The sequence below is a fragment of the Sphaerisporangium rhizosphaerae genome (assembly GCF_042665155.1).
Classification (GTDB): Bacteria; Actinomycetota; Actinomycetes; order Streptosporangiales; family Streptosporangiaceae; genus Sphaerisporangium; species Sphaerisporangium rhizosphaerae.
This window is the reverse complement of record NZ_JBHTCG010000045.1, coordinates 24857-40578: the sequence shown is the minus strand read 5'-3', so window position 1 is coordinate 40578 and position 15722 is coordinate 24857. Positions and strand designations below refer to the sequence as shown.

Genomic DNA, 15722 nt, shown 5'->3' with positions numbered 1-15722 from the left:
GTGTCTGCCGCCCTCGAAATACGCATCACCCTCGCCGGAGCCGAGCGTGTGGTGGCGGGCGGCACGACGGCCGGAGAGGCGCTCGCGGCCGACGGCCGGTCGGTCGTCGCCGCCAAGATCAACGGCGAGCCGCGCGACCTCGCCGCCGAGGTGGCCGACGGCGACGTCGTCGAGCCCATCGCCATCGACAGCGAGGAGGGCCGGGCGATCGTGCGCCACTCCACCGCGCACGTCATGGCCCAGGCCGTCCAGGAGATCTTCCCCGGCGCCCGGCTCGGCATCGGCCCGCCCGTCGAGAACGGCTTCTACTACGACTTCGACGTCGAGCAGCCCTTCACCCCCGACGACCTCAAGCGCGTCGAGAAGCGCATGCGCGAGATCGTCAAGCAGGGCCAGACCTTCGCCAGGCGCGCCGTCAGCGACGAGGCCGCGCGCGAGGAGCTCGCCGCCGAGCCCTACAAGCTCGAGCTCATCGGCCTCAAGGGCGGCGCCGGCGAGGAGGAGAGCGTCGAGGTGGGCGGCGGCCAGCTCACCATCTACGACAACCTCGACCCCAAGTCCGGCGAGCTCTGCTGGAAGGACCTGTGCCGCGGGCCGCACGTGCCCTCCACCCGGTCCATCCCCGCGTTCAAGCTGATGCGCTCGGGCGGCGCCTACTGGCGGGGCAGCGAGAAGAACCCGCAGCTCCAGCGCATCTACGGCACCGCCTGGGAGTCGCGCGACCGGCAGGATGAGTACCTCCGCCTGCTGGAGGAGGCCGAGAAGCGCGACCACCGCAAGCTCGGCGCCGAGCTCGACCTGTTCTCCTTCCCGCCCGAGCTCGGCTCGGGCCTGCCGGTGTTCCACCCCAAGGGCGGGGTGATCCGCAAGCTCATGGAGGACTACTCCCGCAAGCGGCACGAGGAGGCCGGGTACTCCTTCGTCAACACCCCGCACATCACCAAGGAGCACCTTTACCAGGTCTCCGGCCACCTCGACTGGTACGCCGACGGCATGTTCCCTCCCATGGAGCTGGAGGGCGCGCGCTACTACCTCAAGCCCATGAACTGCCCGATGCACAACCTGATCTTCAGGGCGCGCGGGCGGTCCTACCGCGAGCTGCCGCTGCGGCTGTTCGAGTTCGGCACGGTCTACCGCTACGAGAAGTCCGGCGTGGTGCACGGCCTCACCCGCGTGCGCGGCCTGACCCAGGACGACGCGCACATCTACTGCACCCGCGAGCAGATGCGCGACGAGCTGACCTCGCTGCTGCGCTTCGTGCTCGAGCTGCTGCGCGACTACGGCCTGGAGGACTTCTACCTCGAGCTGTCCACCAAGGACCCGGTCAAGTTCGTCGGCACCGACGAAGACTGGGAAGAGGCCACCCAGACGCTGCGCGAGGTCGCCGAGTCCGAGAAGCTCGAGCTGGTGCTCGACCCCGGGGGCGCCGCCTTCTACGGCCCCAAGATCTCGGTGCAGGTGCGGGACGCCATCGGCCGCTCCTGGCAGATGTCCACCATCCAGCTCGACTTCAACCTGCCCGAGCGGTTCGAGCTGGAGTACCAGGGGGCGGACGGGGCGCGCCAGCGCCCGGTCATGATCCACAGGGCGCTGTTCGGGTCGATCGAACGGTTCTTCGGCGTGCTGGTCGAGCACTACGCCGGGGCGTTCCCTCCCTGGCTCGCGCCGGTGCAGGTGATCGGCATCCCGATCTCCGACGCCCACGTCGACTACCTCTCGCAGATCGCGGCCCGGCTGCGCGAGCGGGGCATCAGGGTCGAGGTCGACGCCTCGGCCGACCGCATGCAGAAGAAGATCCGCAACGCGCAGAAGGCCAAGGCGCCGTTCATGCTGCTGGCCGGTGACGACGACGTCGCGGCCGGCGCGGTCTCCTTCCGCTACCGCAGCGGCGAGCAGAACAACGGCGTCCCCGTGGACGACGCGATCGCCGAGATCGTCGACGCCGTCGAGCGCCGCGTCCAGGTCTGAGGCTCGAAGGAGGCGGGCGGCGGCGGTGCCCGGCGGGCGCGGCCGGCGCCCCGCGTCCTATGCTGCAAGGCATGCAGGAGCCGATTGAGCAGCCCGGTGCGGGAGATCCCGACAACTTCCAGCGTCTGTGGACCCCGCACCGCATGGCCTACATCAAGGGAGAGAACAAGCCGAGCGGCTCGGGCCCCGGCGACGGCTGCCCGTTCTGCGAGATCCCCAAGATGAGCGACCAGGACGGGCTCATCGTGGCCCGCGGCTCCTCGGTCTTCGCGGTGCTCAACCTCTACCCCTACAACTCCGGGCACCTGATGGTGGTGCCCTACCGCCACGTCGCCGACTACGTCGACCTGGACGAGGCGGAGACCGCCGAGCTGGCCGACTTCACCAAGCGCGCGGTGCTGTCGCTGAGGAAGGCCAGCGGCGCGCAGGGGTTCAACGTCGGCATGAACCTCGGCCACGTCGCCGGCGCCGGCATCGCCGCCCACCTGCACCAGCACGTCGTGCCCCGCTGGGGCGGCGACACCAACTTCATGCCGGTGGTCGGCCACACCAAGGTGCTGCCCCAGCTCCTGCAGGACACCCGCGACCTGCTCGCCGGCGCCTGGCCCGCCTGACCCGCCGACCGGTCGTCACCTCAGGCGGGCGGCTCGGACGGGCGGCGGGGCGGACGCGCCCGCCCTTCCCGGCTCAGGTGGGCAGCGGGCTCAGGTGGGCAGCGGGCTCAGCGCCGGGGCCGGGCGGGCCGGCGCCTGCGGGGCCAGGGCGCGGATGCCGGCCGACAGCACCAGCGGCACGGCCAGCGCCAGGGCCATCGACAGCACGGCCGCGCCCGAGTCGTTGACCAGCATGCCGACCACGCCGCTCACCAGCGCGCCGATCAGCCCGGCGCGCAGCATCGGCGCCCGCTCGAAGGCCACCGGCAGCACCCCGGCGCTGGCGGTGCCCGGCCGCAGCAGCGCGAAGACCAGGAACGCGAACGCCGCGATGACGATCGGCATGAGGTTGGGCGACAGCAGCGTGCTCAGCATGGCCCCGAGCTTGCGCCCGATCACCGGCAGGAACGTGCCGTCGATCACCTGACCGGCGAACCGCCCGAGATGGGTCTGCGAGGCGGGCGGCCGCAGGTGGTCCAGGTAGGCGATGCCCATCACCAGGACCCCGCCGGCCACGCAGAACGCCCCGAGCCTGATCACCGAGACCCGCTTGCCGGCCACCAGCAGGGCGGTGACCGCGATGCCCGGCACGAAGGCGATGACGCCGCCGAAGTCGCTGCCCACCCCCGGCCAGCCGTCCAGGATCATCGCGAAACCGCCCAGCCCGGCCACCAGGAGGACGGCCGCCCGCCGGCGCCCGGCCCGCACCAGCCCGTCGGCGACCGCGGTGGTCAGCAGCAGCACGGCGGTGGCCATCAGCGCGAAGGGAATGTTGCCCAGGCCGTAGTAGCGGGCGCCGACCACGCCGGTGTACCCCATGATGCTGTCGAGCTGCAGGGGCGTGCCGCTGAGCAGGTCGCCCACCAGCACCGCGGCCGTGACCCCGGCGATCACCGACGGCGGCCCGAGCACCCCGCCCGCGCCGGGACGGCCGCGCAGCCGCGCCCACGCGACCGGCGCGCCGAGGGCCAGCACGGTGAGCGCGGCGGCGCAGGCGAGCACCCCGGCCACCAGCGTGACCGCCGGCGCCGCGGCGCGCTCCCACGGGGCGAGGTTCACCAGGTAGGTCGAGACCGGCAGCGAGGCCAGGGCGAGCGCGGCGACGCGCACTCCGCCGAGGGCCCGGCGGCGGCGCAGCAGCAGGAAGGCGACCAGGTAGAACAGCACCTGCAGCACGGCGAGGCCGGTGAAGAAGCCGCCGCCGACGGCGCGGATGGTCTGCCCGGCGACGTCGGCGTGCCGCAGGGCGGCGACACCCTCCTCGGTGCCGGTCGCGCCGGTGGGCGCCCACGGCACCCCGATGACGGTGCCGGGGACGGCCGCCCCGGCCGCCCGCAGGATCGTCGCGGTCACGTCGGGCAGGATCACCATGTCGTCGCGGTGGGTGGAGGTGGCGCCCAGGAAGTGGTCCTGAGCGCCGGGCGCCCGCCACATCGCCACCCGCAGGTGCGGCTCGGAGCCGTGGTCGGACAGCCCGGTCAGCACGACCCGCGTGTCGGCGGGCAGGTGCCCGACGACCTCGCCGACGCCGGCGTCCGCGGCGGCGAGCGCCGCCCGGCGGGCGGCGGGGGTGAGCTTGTCGGGGGCGTCCGCCAGCAGCTCGCCGTCGTAGTAGGGGCGCACCAGGTCGTCGATGTCGGCGGCCAGCACGGGGCAGGCGGACCAGTCGCGGACGCCGTCGGGCGCCGGGGCGTACAGGTCGACGGCGCCGGAGCGGTCGGCGAGCGCGAGCGCCGCCCCCGGGCCGACGGCCGAGGTGCAGCCACCGGCCGCGTGGACGGCCGCGCCGAGCGAGCCGGCGTAGTCGGCGTCGCGCACCGTCCACAGCCAGTCGAAGCCGGGGATGACGGCCTTGCCGCCCTGCCGCTCGACGGCGGGCGGCGGCCCGCAGCGGGCGCCGACCGAGGAGCGAACGCCCGAGGAGATCGTCAGCCACCCGTCGTAGGGGCAGGTGACGCGGCCGACGGTGCGCACCGACAGCGAACCGATGGCGCTCTGCGCCGCGAGCCGCCACAGGTTCGGGGTGGTCTCGGCGCTCACGTCGTCCCAGTGGAGCCCCGGCACGCCGATCAGCGCTACCCGCCCTGGGGCGTCGGCCCGTCCCGCGGCCTCCGCCCGCCCGGGGGCATGCGCCCACGCGGCGCCGGTCGTGACCATGCACAGCGTGATCACCGCCAATGCGCCCAGCGCCCGCCTCACCACTGACTGACCTCCCATGACGTCCACCCGCGAATCCATGGAACCGTACGGGAAAGCGCGCCGCGCGGTCCAGGAAATCGCGGTGAACATCGCCCGCGGCCCGGCGTGGCCCCGGATCAGGGCAGGACGACGGTGGCGGGCGCGCTCTCGTTGCCGAGGCGGTCGAGGGCGGTCACCAGGTAGGAGCCGCCGGCCGTGACCGCGAAGGACTGGACGGCGGCCGGGGCGGCCGGTGCCACGGCCACCAGGTTGCGGCCGTCGGTGGTCGCGCACGCGTCCGGCTTGGCGCCCGTGACCCGGTACACGGCGTAGGACCGGGCCTCGGGGGAGGACTTCCAGCTGAGCGCGCCGCCCGCCAGGGTCAGCCCGGTGGGGGCCGCCGGGGCCCTGCCGCCGCGGTCCTGGACCAGCGGAAGCAGCGCGGGGCGGGGGTAGTGGTCCTTGACCAGCGCGTCGAGCACGCCCAGCGGGTTCTTGGCGAGCTGGGCGGCGCTGAAGTAGACGTCCCCCCGCACCTCGGGGTACTTGCGGTTGAGGGTCAGGTGGGCGGGCAGCTCGCCGGCCCTGGTCCAGGCCGCGGTGTCCTTGGTGCCCACGCGGTACAGCGCCTGGCCGATGTAGAGGTGCACTCCGGTGCCCTTGACCTGGTCGGCCCACCACGGCACGAGCTTGGCGTAGTCGGCGGCGGCGAAGCCGCGCGGCCAGTAGATCTGCGGCATGACGTAGTCGATCGACCCGGACTTGATCCACGCCTTCGCGTCGGCGTAGATGGCGTCGTAGGCGGACAGGCCCTTGGTGTCGGAGCCCGTGGGGTCGTCGGACTTGTTGCGCCAGATGCCGAACGGGCTGATGCCGAACTTGAGGTACGGCTTGGCCTGGTGGACGGCCGCGCCGACCTGGGAGACCAGCGTGTTGACGTTCTCCCGCCGCCACTCGGCGAGCGACATGCCCTTGCCGTACTTTGTAAAGGCGGCGGCGTCGCCGAACTTCGTGCCCCGGCCGGGATAGGGGTAGAAGTAGTCGTCGAAGTGCACCCCGTCGATGTCGTACCGCTGCACCACGTCCTTGATCACCTTGACGGTGTAGGCGCGCACCTCCGGCAGGCCGGGGTTGTAGTACAGCTTCCCTTCGTGCTTGACCACCCACTTCGGGTGCACGCGCGCCGGGTGGTTCGCCGGCAGCTTGGACACGTCGTCCTTGTCGGCGGCGCGGTAGGGGTTGAACCAGGCGTGGAACTCAAGGCCGCGCTTGTGCGCCTCGTCGATGAGGAAGGGCAGCGGCTCCCACCCGGGGTCGCGGCCCGCGGTGCCGGTCAGCCACTGGGACCACGGCTCGTAGGGCGACTTGTAGATCGCGTCGGAGGCCGGGCGGACCTGGACGAACACCGCGTTGAGGTGGCGCTTGACCGCGTTGTCCAAAATGCGGACGTACTCGGCCTGCTGCCGCGCCGCGTCCAGGCCGGTCTTGGACGGCCAGTCGACGTTGTGCACGGTCGCGATCCACACGCCCCGCAGTTGCCGCTTGGGGTATTTGGGGCTCGCCTCGCACGCCTGCTCCTGCTTCGCCGCAGCGGGGTGGGCGGCCGCGGACCTGGCTTGGCCGGTCGCGGGCTTGGCTTCGGCGGCAGGGCGCTTGGCTTCGGCGGCAGGGCGCTTGGCCTCGCTGTCGGCGGGAGCGGCGCCAGGCCCGAAGAGATAGGCGACGCCGGTGGTGACCACCGCCATGGTGGTGGCGGCGAGCAGAGGCCGATGTCCGTTTCGCATGGGACATCAGTCTGGCATCGGCCAAACACTGGTAAGGCCCGATAAAAGAAATCGCACCGTGATGCCACGGTGACACGCGAGGTATATGAGGCCGCCGTGGCGGGGAGTGCCGGCCCATGACGGCGGCCGCCGTCCGGCACGGACACGGCGGTTTCCCGGCCGGCACCTGCGCCTCGGCGTCCCGGCCCGCCCGGCGATCCTCCGGAGCGGACGCCGGATCGGCTCCGGCCTCCGGCGCGGGTGACAACTGCCTTACCTCCGAGGGCTCCGGGCGCCCCGCGGCGGAGTCGACGCGCGGTGCGTGCGGGCCGGCCGGTGTCGTACGGCCCGCACGCACCGCGTCCGGCGGCCATCCCCGTGAAGCCCGGGGACCGCCGGGGGAGGGCCTAGTCGGCGGCCGATCTGAGCTTGTCGGCCAAGTGGGAGGGCAGGGGCTCGTACCGCAGGAACGAGCGGTGGAAGGTGCCCGTGCCGTGCGACATGGACCGCAGGTCGATGGCGTACCGGGTGATCTCCAGCTCGGGGACCTCCGCCTTGACCAGCGTGCGCCCGGTGCCGACCGGCTCGGTGCCGAGGACGCGGCCACGGCGCGAGGACAGGTCGGACATCACCGCGCCGACGTGCTCGTCCTCGACCAGCACCGACAGCTCGTCCACCGGCTCCAGCAGCAGGGCGGGCACCTTGGCCGCCGCCTCCTTCAGGGCGAGCTGCCCGGCGATCTGGAAGGCCATGTCGGAGGAGTCGACCGAGTGGGCCTTGCCGTCGAACAGCGTCACCCGGATGTCCACCACCGGGTAGCCGGCCAGCACGCCGCGCTCCATCTGGGCCCGAACGCCCTTCTCCACCGAGGGGATGAACTGCCTCGGCACCACGCCGCCGACGATCTTGTCGACGAACTCGAAGCCGCCGCCGGAGGGCAGGGGCTCGATCTCGACATGGCAGATGGCGTACTGCCCGTGCCCGCCGGTCTGCTTGACGTTGCGGCCGGTGCCCTGGGCCTTGCCGCCGAAGGTCTCGCGCAGCGGCACCCGCAGCTCGACGCGCTCGACCTCGACGCCGTGGCGCTTGGCCAGGTGGTCCAGCAGCACGTCAGCGTGGGCCTCGCCCATGCACCACAGGACGAGCTGGCGCGTCTCGGGGTTGTTCTCCAGGCGCAGGGTCGGGTCCTCGGCCACCAGGCGCCCGAGGGCCTGCGAGAGCTTGTCCTCGTCGGCCTTGGACCTGGCGCGGATGGCGACGGGCAGCAGCGGGTCGGGCATGGTCCAGGAGGTCACCAGCAGCGGTTGGTCCTTGTCGGACAGCGTGTCGCCCGTCTCGGCCCGGCTGAGCTTGGCCACCGCGCAGATGTCGCCGGCGACGCACTTGGTGGTGGTGCGCTGGTGCTTGCCCAGCGGGGAGGACAGCGCGCCGATGCGCTCGTCCAGATCGTGGTCCTCGTGGCCCCGCTCGGTCAGGCCGTGCCCGGAGACGTGGACCACCATGTCGGGGCGCAGCGTGCCGGAGAAGACCCGGACCAGGCTGATGCGGCCGACGTAGGGGTCGCTGGTGGTCTTGACCACCTCGGCGACCAGCGGCCCGTCGGGGTCGCGGGCGAGGCCCGGCGCCGGCTTCCCGCCGATCGTGGTGATCTCGGGCAGCGGGTGCTCCATGGGGGAGGGGAAACCCTGGGTGATGATCTCCAGCAGCTCCTGCATGCCGACGATCGCGCACGACCCCTGCACGGCGCACGTCGCCAGCACGGGGTAGAAGCCGCCCCTGGCCACGGCCTTCTCCAGGTCGTCGATCAGGACCTTGGTGTCGATCTCCTCGCCGGAGAGGTAGCGGTCCATGAGGGACTCGTCCTCGCTCTCCTGGATGATGCCCTCGATCAGCGTGCCCCGGTAGACGTCGATCTGCTCCTGGTAGGCCGCGCCCGCCTGGTTCTCGGTGCGCGTGCCGGTCGCGTAGTTGTAGAACTTCTGCGACAGCAGCCCGATGAGGCCGTTCACGTGGCCGTTGGTGACCACCGGGAGGTAGAGGGGCGCCACGCCGTCGCCGAAGGCGTCCTGGCAGGCGGTGACCACGTCGTCGAAGTCGGCCCGCTGATGGTCGATCTTGGTGATGACGACGGCGCGCGGCATGCCGACCGAGGCGCACTCCTCCCACAGCATGCGCGTCAGCCCGTCGATGCCCTCGGCCGCGGAGACCACGAACAGCGCCGCGTCCGCGGCGCGCAGGCCCGCCCGCAGGTCGCCCACGAAGTCGGCGTAACCGGGGGTGTCCAGCAGGTTTATCTTGATGCCGTTGAAGGTGAGCGGCGCCACCGACAGGTTGACCGAACGCTGCTGGCGCACCTCCACCTCGTCGAAGTCGCTGACGGTCGTGCCGTCCTCGACCCGGCCGGTGCGCTGGATGGTGCCCGTCGCGGCCAGCAGGGCCTCCACGAGCGTCGTCTTCCCGGACCCCGAGTGGCCGACCAGCACGACGTTGCGCACGGCATCCGGCCGGTCGGCCGAGGGTGCCCTGCCCGCGGCTCCCGCTGGTCCTCCCGCTGTTCTCTCTGGCATAACGCCTCCCGCGTCTCGCCGTGAGATGCGGCCGCGCGCGGTCGCATCGTCCGCCGCCGCGCCCGCCGCCCGAAAAAGAGCGCGGTGCATTCACCCTTCACCCGTCCGGCGCGGATCACAAGGGTCTAAAGGCAAAAGTGCTCGCGAGAAGACATGTGGACTTCCTGACCCGTTCCCCGGGTCGTTCCCCGCCGTTCTCCGGCCCCCGCCGTGCCGCTCCCCGCCAGGGGAAGCGGCCCAGGTGAGGGGACGGCGCTCGGTTCGGACCCCGTGGCCGGAGTGGCTACGATCGGACGGCGATGTTGAAGCTCCTGCGCCCCGCCGTCACCCGTGTCCTGTCCCCGCTCGGCCGGGCGCTCGCCCGCCGGGGGATCAGCCCGAACGTCATCACCGTCCTCGGCACGCTCGGGGTCGCCGCCGGAGCCCTCGGCTTCTATCCGCGCGGCCAGCTGTTCCTCGGGTCGGTCGTCATCACCTTCTTCGTCCTGGCGGACCTGCTGGACGGCGTCCTGGCCCGCATGCTCGGCAACGGCAGCGTGTTCGGGGCCTTCCTGGACTCCACCCTCGACCGCGTCGGCGACGCCGCCGTCTTCTCCGGGCTGATCTTGTGGTTCATGTCCACCGGGCAGGCCGTGCTGGCCTGCGTCGCGCTGTTCTGCCTGGTCGCGGGGGCCGTGGTCTCCTACGCCAAGGCGCGGGCCGAAGGGCTCGGCCTCACCTGTGATGTCGGCCTGGCCGAACGCTCCGAGCGTCTGGTGGTCGTCCTGGTCGCCGCCGGCCTCGGCGGGCTCGGCGTGCCCTACATCCTGGCCGTGGGCCTGTGGCTGCTCGCCGCCGCCAGCGCGTTCACCGCCGTGCAGCGCATCGTGCACGTTTACCGCCAGACGGTGCCAACATGAACCTACGGGCCGCGCATCGGCGATGATGCCCTGAAGTTCCGACCGGCGCCCCGCCGGAGCCTGTGACCTACCCATGGGGGTGAACCTCGCGTTGACTGATCGGCTCGTCGTATGGGCTTTCCACCTCGGCTGGGTGCTGGTGCCCAAGCTGCCCGAGCCGGTGGCCGCGTGGGCCTTCCGCCTCATCGCCGACCTCATCTGGCGCAGGCGCGGCAAGCTCGTGCGCCGCCTTGAGTCCAACCTGGCGCGGGTCACCGGCAAGGACGTCGCCGACCCCTCGGTCCGCGACCTGAGCAGGGCCGGCATGCGCTCCTACTTCCGCTACTGGATGGAGGCGCTGCGCCTGCCGGTGATCGGCAAGGAGCGCATCCTCACCGGCACGCGCGCCATCCACGGTGAGCGCATCTTCGACACCCTCGACAGCGGCCGGGGCATCGTGCTCGCCCTGCCCCACATGGGCAACTGGGACCTGTCCGGCGCCTGGCTGGTCCACAGCGGCCACACCTTCACCACGGTCATGGAACGGCTCAAGCCCGAGTCGCTGTACGAGCGGTTCGTGGCCTTCCGCGAGAGCCTGGGCATGGAGGTGCTGCCGCTGACGGCCCAGGGCGGCGGCACCGCGCACGCCTTCGGCACCCTGGCCCAGCGGCTGCGCGCCGGCCGCGCGGTCTGCCTGCCCGCCGAGCGCGACCTGACCGAGAAGGGCATCGAGGTCGACTTCTTCGACGGCAGGACCCGCATGGTCGCCGGCCCGGCGCTGCTGGCCGTCCAGACCGGCGCCGCGCTGCACCCGGCGACCATCTGGTTCGAGGACGCCGGCTGGGCGATCCACATCCACGAGGAGATCCCCGTCCCGGCCGAGGGGACGCGGCAGGAGAAGGTCGCCGTCATGACCCAGAGCATGGCCCGCGTCTTCCAGGAGGGCATCTCCCAGCACCCGGAGGACTGGCACATGCTCCAGCGGCTCTGGCTGGACGACCTGGAGCCCCGGTGACCGCGCCCGCGGCCCGGCCTGCCCGGGGCGGGGTGAGCGCGCCGTGAGGGTGGGCATGGTCTGCCCCTACACCTGGGACGTCCCCGGCGGGGTGATGGCCCACGTCCGCGACCTGGCCGAGGCGCTCATCGCCGACGGGCACCACGTGTCGGTGCTCGCGCCCGCCTCCGACGACGCGCCGCTGCCCTACTACGTGACCTCCGCCGGCCGGGCCGTCCCCGTGCCCTACAACGGCTCGGTGGCGCGGCTGGCGTTCGGCTTCCTGTCGGCCGGCCGGACGCGCAAGTGGCTGCGCGAGGGCCGGTTCGACGTGCTGCACGTCCACGAGCCGGCCGTCCCCTCGGTCGGCCTGCTGGCCGTGTGGGCGGCGAGCGGGCCCATCGTGGCCACCTTCCACGCCTCCTACCAGCGCTCGCGGGTCGTGGCCGTCACCGCGCCCGTGCTGCACACCGCGCTGGAGAAGATCTCCGGCCGCATCGCCGTGTCCGACGCCGCGCGAAAGACGCTCGTCGAGCACATCGGAGGCGACGCGGTCCTCATCCCCAACGGGGTCACGGTCAGCCGGTACACCGACGCCGAGCCGCTGCCCGGCTGGGGCCCCGACGGCGGCTCGGGCGGCGGCGTCATCGGGTTCCTCGGCCGCATGGACGAGCCCCGCAAGGGCCTGCCGGTGCTGCTGGAGGCCTTCGCCCGGCTCGCCCCTGAGCGTCCCGGCCTGCGGCTGCTGGTGGCCGGGCCGGGCGACGCCGACGAGGTGCTGTCGAAGGTGCCCGCGGCGCTGCGCGACCGGGTGGGCGTCCTCGGCATGGTCAGCGAGGAGGACAAGGCCCGCGCCTACCACTCCGTGGACGTGTTCTGCGCGCCCAACACCCACGGCGAGAGCTTCGGCATCGTGCTCGCCGAGGCCATGGCGGCCGGGGCCACCGTGCTGGCCAGCGACATCCCCGCCTTCCGCAAGGTGCTCGGCGAGGGCCAGGCGGGCGCGCTGTTCACCACCGGCGACGCCGCCTCCCTCGCCCGCGAGGCCGCGTCCCTGCTGGACGACCCCGAGCGGCGCGCCAAGCTGTCCGACGAGGCCCGCGTGGCCGTGCGCAAGTACGACTGGTCCACGGTGGCCCGCGACGTCGTGCGCGTCTACGAGACGGTCGCCGCGACCACCACCGGCGGCGTCGAAGAGGAGAGCCGCGGAGTGGTCCTGTGAGCGCCATGACCATCAGCCTGGTCGTCGGCGCGGTCATCGTGCTGACCGCCGTCTACATCTCCTGGCGGGCCGGCCGGCTGGACCGCATGCACATCCGCCTGGAGACCGCGCGGGCCGCCCTGGACGCCGCGCTCATCAGCCGGGCCGCCGTGTGCATGGAGCTGGCCGCCTCACGGGTGCTGGACCCGGCCACCAGCCTGGTGCTGGCCGCGGCCACCCACGAGGCCCGCTCGGCGGGGCCGGAGGAACGCGAGCACGCCGAGAGCGACCTGTCGCGCACGATCAGGGCCGTCATGGACCAGGACCGCTTCAGGGAGCGCCTGGCCGAGACCCCCGAGGGGGCCGCCCTGGCGGCCGAGCTGGACACCGCCGTCACCAAGGTCATCTACTCGCGCCGCTTCTACAACAACGCCGCCGAGGTGACCCGGCGGGCCCAGCGCCGCTGGCTGGCCCGCACCCTGCGGCTGGCCGGCCACACCGACCCCCCGTCCTTCTTCGAGATCGACGACGCCGAACCCGCCTCCTTCGCCCAGCAGACCTGAGCCCGGCGGTCCTGAGCCCGGCGGTCCCGGTCAGGGCAGCAGGCGGGCCCGGGACCGGGCGTGGCGCAGCAGCGGAGGGCAGGTCAGGCGGGTGCCTGATCGGGTCGGCAGGGCGAAGGCCACGGCCTTGGCGGGCTCGCCGCCGGCGAAGGCCGTGGTGACGTACGCGCGGCAGTGGCCCTGCGACAGCTCGCGGGTCAGCAGCAGCCCCCGGCCGCCTTCGGAGAACAGATCCATTTCCACCCGCCCGTGCCGACGGCCCAGGACCGCCGGGATCCAGCCGAGATCCGGGTCGCCGTCCACCACCTCGCACCAGGTCGGCACGCCGCCGAGCTCATAGAGCCGCAGCTCGTAGGGCGGCAGGCCGTGCCGCTCGGCGTTGGCCACCAGCTCGGCCACGATCGTCTCGGCGTCCAGCACCTCCTCGCCGGACAGCCCTTCGGCCTGGAGCGCCTCCCGGACCAGGGCGCGGCCACGGCGGCACGCCGAACCGGGATGGAGCACCGCGACCATCACGCTCACCAGCGCGAACGGGAACTCCCCGCCCGCCCCGCCGGTCGCGGCGAAACCGGCTCCCCGCTCGGCGGCACGACGGTCCGCCGTCTCCTCGCGAACGCCTCCGAGCCCATCTCCTTCGATGACGCGTCCGTGCTCGTCCCCTCCCATGACCCGGTGCCCGTCCCCTTCGGGGACGCGGTCGCGCCGGGGCGCCTCGCCCCAGCAGGTGCCGGCCGAGGCCGACCGCCCGGGGCGAGGACCGGCGTTCATGCCGTCCACGGGGTTCGCGACGGTGCGCCCGTCGGCGCCCGGGTCTCTCTGGGCGGGGATCGTCGGGCGTCCTGAGGGGACGCCGGGTGCGTCCGCTGACCAGTGGGGGATCGGCCGCATCGGGCTGCTCCTTCTCGGCTCTCGGCGACGGTGCTCCAGCAGGAGACCCGACCGAACGCCCGCACGACAGGTCCCCTCTCCGGCGTCGCCGTTCGCCGCGCCGTCCAAGCGTCCCGGGGACCTTTCCGTCGCCCGCCGTGCGCGTCTGCGCGCCCAGTGGTCGTTTCCCGGTCGTTTCGGACGGGGGGCCGGGAATCCGTGCCGTCCCTATTGACAATGGGTCGCCGTCTGATTACGCGTGGTCATGGAGGTGGTCGTGGGCGGGTCGAAGCGTGGTGCGGCAAGGCCGGAGCTGGCGCGGGCGCGCAGGCGGATGGGCATGAGCCAGGAGGAGGTCGCCGAGGCGCTGTGGGTGTCGCCGACCACCTGGAGCCGCTGGGAGCGCGGCAGGCAGGCGATCCGGCCGGTGTACCGGGCGCGGATGGCCGAGGTGTTCGCGGTGGACCCGGCCGAGGTCGAGCGGTGGATCGAAGGCGGTGCCCCGGTCGATACGGAAGCCTGGCTCCGCCCGGACTTCAGCGACCTGTCGCTCGCGGCTACGGTCGAGGCCGCCGGACGCCTGTGGAGGTGCGACATGGACCCCGATCGCCGTCATGTGCTCGCCGCCCTGCCCTTCGTGCCCGCGGCCCTCGGCAGCTGGCTGTCGGCCTGGAGCTACGGCGCCCCGGTCGCCTCCGCCGTCCACGACGGCTCCGGCCCCTCCGTGGGCCTGTCGGACGTCCAGCGCATCGAGGAAGCTACGCAGGCGTTCGGGGAGATGGACCATCGGTTCGGCGCCGGCCTGGTCCGGCCCGCCGTGGTCGACTACCTCGGCACCGTGGTCCACCCCTTGCTCCGCGGCCGCTACACCGAGAAGGTCGGCGCCGCCCTCATGTCGGCCGCCGCCGGGCTCACGGGGATGGCCGGGTGGACCGCGTTCGACCTGCACCGTCATGGGCAGGCACAGCAGTACTTCGGGCAGGCCCTCAAGCTGGCGAAACTGGGCAGCGACCCGATGATCGGCTCCCTCATCCTGGAGGGCATGACCCATCAGGCCTTGTACCTGCGGCATTCGGCGCAGGCCGTCTGGCTGACCGGGGCCGCCGTGGAAGCCGCCCGGCGCGTGGACGCGCCGCCGTGGGTGGCGGCGATGCTGCTGGTCGAGGAGGCTTGGGCGACGGCACTGCGGACCCGGCCTGGCGAGAGCCGGGACGGACATGGCGCACGCACCGTCCAGTTGAAGCTCGCCGAGGCCGAGCGTGTCCACGCCCGGGGCCGGAGCGACCGCGACCCGGCCTGGGCCACCTGGAACGACGAGCCGGAACTGATCGCCCGTGCGGGCATGTGCTGGGAACTGCTGGGCGAGCACGAGCGGGCAGCCGATTGCGCCGAGCTGGCGGTACGCGAGTTCGCGGAGGCCCGGCCACGCTCGGCGCAGCTGAACCGGGTGAACGCCGCCGACGCCTACCTGAGCATGGGAGAGGTCGAGCGGGCCGTCGATATGGCCCGGAAGGCGATTCCGGCGGCCCGGTCGCTGACCTCCGTCCGGGCCGTCGAGCGCGTCAGGCAGTTCTCCGACCGCCTCGACCCCTACGCCGACACCGTCCATGTCAAGGAGTTCCGCGCCCACCTGGCCGCCGAGCTCACCGCCTGACGGGAGCCCGGGCGACGCGTAGTAGGGCGGATGGCGGTGAAATCGTCCTAGCCTTCCTCCGGGCCGAGCGCGGTGCCCGGGGCGGGGGCGGGGGCGGGCTCCTTGAGCTCGATGAACAGCGCGTGCGACGGGGTGTCGCCGATGTTCTCGCCCTGGTGGGTCTGGGCGGCGACCCACCGGATCGCACCGGGCTCCAGCGCGACCTCCACGGCGCGGTCGCCGCTGGAGACACGGCGGCGGAACGACGCGAGCGGATACATGACGGTGTCGGGGTGGGAATGCGGGGAGGTCTTGTCGCCCGGACGGTCCCGGTATTCCAGCACCCTGACGCGTTCGTTCTCGAAGATCACGCTGTAGAGGGCGGGGTCGGTGACGGCTGGATCCATGCTCATGGGACCTCCGGCCCTTCATGGGATACAAGTACCATGAAGGATAC

Annotated in this window: 12 protein-coding genes; 7 read left to right on the top strand and 5 right to left on the bottom strand. The window is 72.8% G+C overall.

The window, feature by feature from the left end; all coding sequences use genetic code 11:
• Complete coding sequence (thrS, locus tag ACFQSB_RS37000; RefSeq protein ID WP_354847775.1) at nt 1-1968, top strand: threonine--tRNA ligase; 1968 nt, start codon at nt 1-3, stop codon at nt 1966-1968.
• A 71-nt stretch (nt 1969-2039) separates the two neighbouring features.
• Entirely contained in the window at nt 2040-2582 is a 543-nt protein-coding gene (locus ACFQSB_RS36995) for an HIT family protein (RefSeq protein WP_354847778.1), read from the top strand.
• 90 nt (nt 2583-2672) lie between these two features.
• Here the strand turns inward: ACFQSB_RS36995 and ACFQSB_RS36990 are convergent, their stop codons facing one another.
• The 3 genes from ACFQSB_RS36990 to ACFQSB_RS36980 all read right to left on the bottom strand — a co-directional run bounded on the left by ACFQSB_RS36990 (nt 2673) and on the right by ACFQSB_RS36980 (nt 9129).
• Entirely contained in the window at nt 2673-4838 is a 2166-nt protein-coding gene (locus ACFQSB_RS36990; protein ID WP_380831760.1) for a hypothetical protein, read from the bottom strand.
• Nucleotides 4839-4936: 98 nt separating this feature from the next.
• The gene (locus ACFQSB_RS36985; RefSeq protein WP_380831758.1) at nt 4937-6583 is read right to left on the bottom strand and encodes a glycoside hydrolase family 10 protein; all 1647 of its coding nucleotides are present in this window, start codon (nt 6581-6583) and stop codon (nt 4937-4939) included.
• A 386-nt stretch (nt 6584-6969) separates the two neighbouring features.
• Nucleotides 6970-9129: an elongation factor G-like protein EF-G2 gene (locus ACFQSB_RS36980; RefSeq protein ID WP_380831756.1), complete on the bottom strand. Its 2160-nt coding sequence runs from the start codon at nt 9127-9129 to the stop codon at nt 6970-6972.
• A gap of 299 nt (nt 9130-9428) precedes the next feature.
• On the opposite strand from ACFQSB_RS36980, the gene pgsA reads away from it, so the two are divergent.
• From pgsA to ACFQSB_RS36960, 4 genes are all read left to right on the top strand, one after another.
• Entirely contained in the window at nt 9429-10028 is a 600-nt protein-coding gene (pgsA, locus tag ACFQSB_RS36975; RefSeq protein ID WP_354847790.1) for a phosphatidylinositol phosphate synthase, read from the top strand.
• Between the two features lie 91 nt (nt 10029-10119).
• The gene (locus ACFQSB_RS36970) at nt 10120-11022 is read left to right on the top strand and encodes a phosphatidylinositol mannoside acyltransferase (RefSeq protein ID WP_354847792.1); all 903 of its coding nucleotides are present in this window, start codon (nt 10120-10122) and stop codon (nt 11020-11022) included.
• Nucleotides 11023-11065: 43 nt separating this feature from the next.
• Nucleotides 11066-12223 carry a glycosyltransferase family 4 protein gene (locus tag ACFQSB_RS36965; protein ID WP_380831754.1) on the top strand — a complete coding sequence of 386 codons (1158 nt, stop codon included), beginning with the start codon at nt 11066-11068 and terminating at the stop codon, nt 12221-12223.
• Nucleotides 12224-12228: 5 nt separating this feature from the next.
• Entirely contained in the window at nt 12229-12765 is a 537-nt protein-coding gene (locus ACFQSB_RS36960; RefSeq protein WP_380831780.1) for a hypothetical protein, read from the top strand.
• Nucleotides 12766-12795: 30 nt separating this feature from the next.
• Here the strand turns inward: ACFQSB_RS36960 and ACFQSB_RS36955 are convergent, their stop codons facing one another.
• Nucleotides 12796-13653: an ATP-binding protein gene (locus ACFQSB_RS36955; RefSeq protein ID WP_380831752.1), complete on the bottom strand. Its 858-nt coding sequence runs from the start codon at nt 13651-13653 to the stop codon at nt 12796-12798.
• A gap of 256 nt (nt 13654-13909) precedes the next feature.
• On the opposite strand from ACFQSB_RS36955, the gene ACFQSB_RS36950 reads away from it, so the two are divergent.
• The gene (locus ACFQSB_RS36950) at nt 13910-15286 is read left to right on the top strand and encodes a helix-turn-helix domain-containing protein (RefSeq protein ID WP_380831750.1); all 1377 of its coding nucleotides are present in this window, start codon (nt 13910-13912) and stop codon (nt 15284-15286) included.
• Nucleotides 15287-15333: 47 nt separating this feature from the next.
• Here the strand turns inward: ACFQSB_RS36950 and ACFQSB_RS36945 are convergent, their stop codons facing one another.
• Nucleotides 15334-15678: a hypothetical protein gene (locus ACFQSB_RS36945; RefSeq protein ID WP_380831748.1), complete on the bottom strand. Its 345-nt coding sequence runs from the start codon at nt 15676-15678 to the stop codon at nt 15334-15336.
• Between the last annotated feature and the right edge of the window lie 44 nt (nt 15679-15722).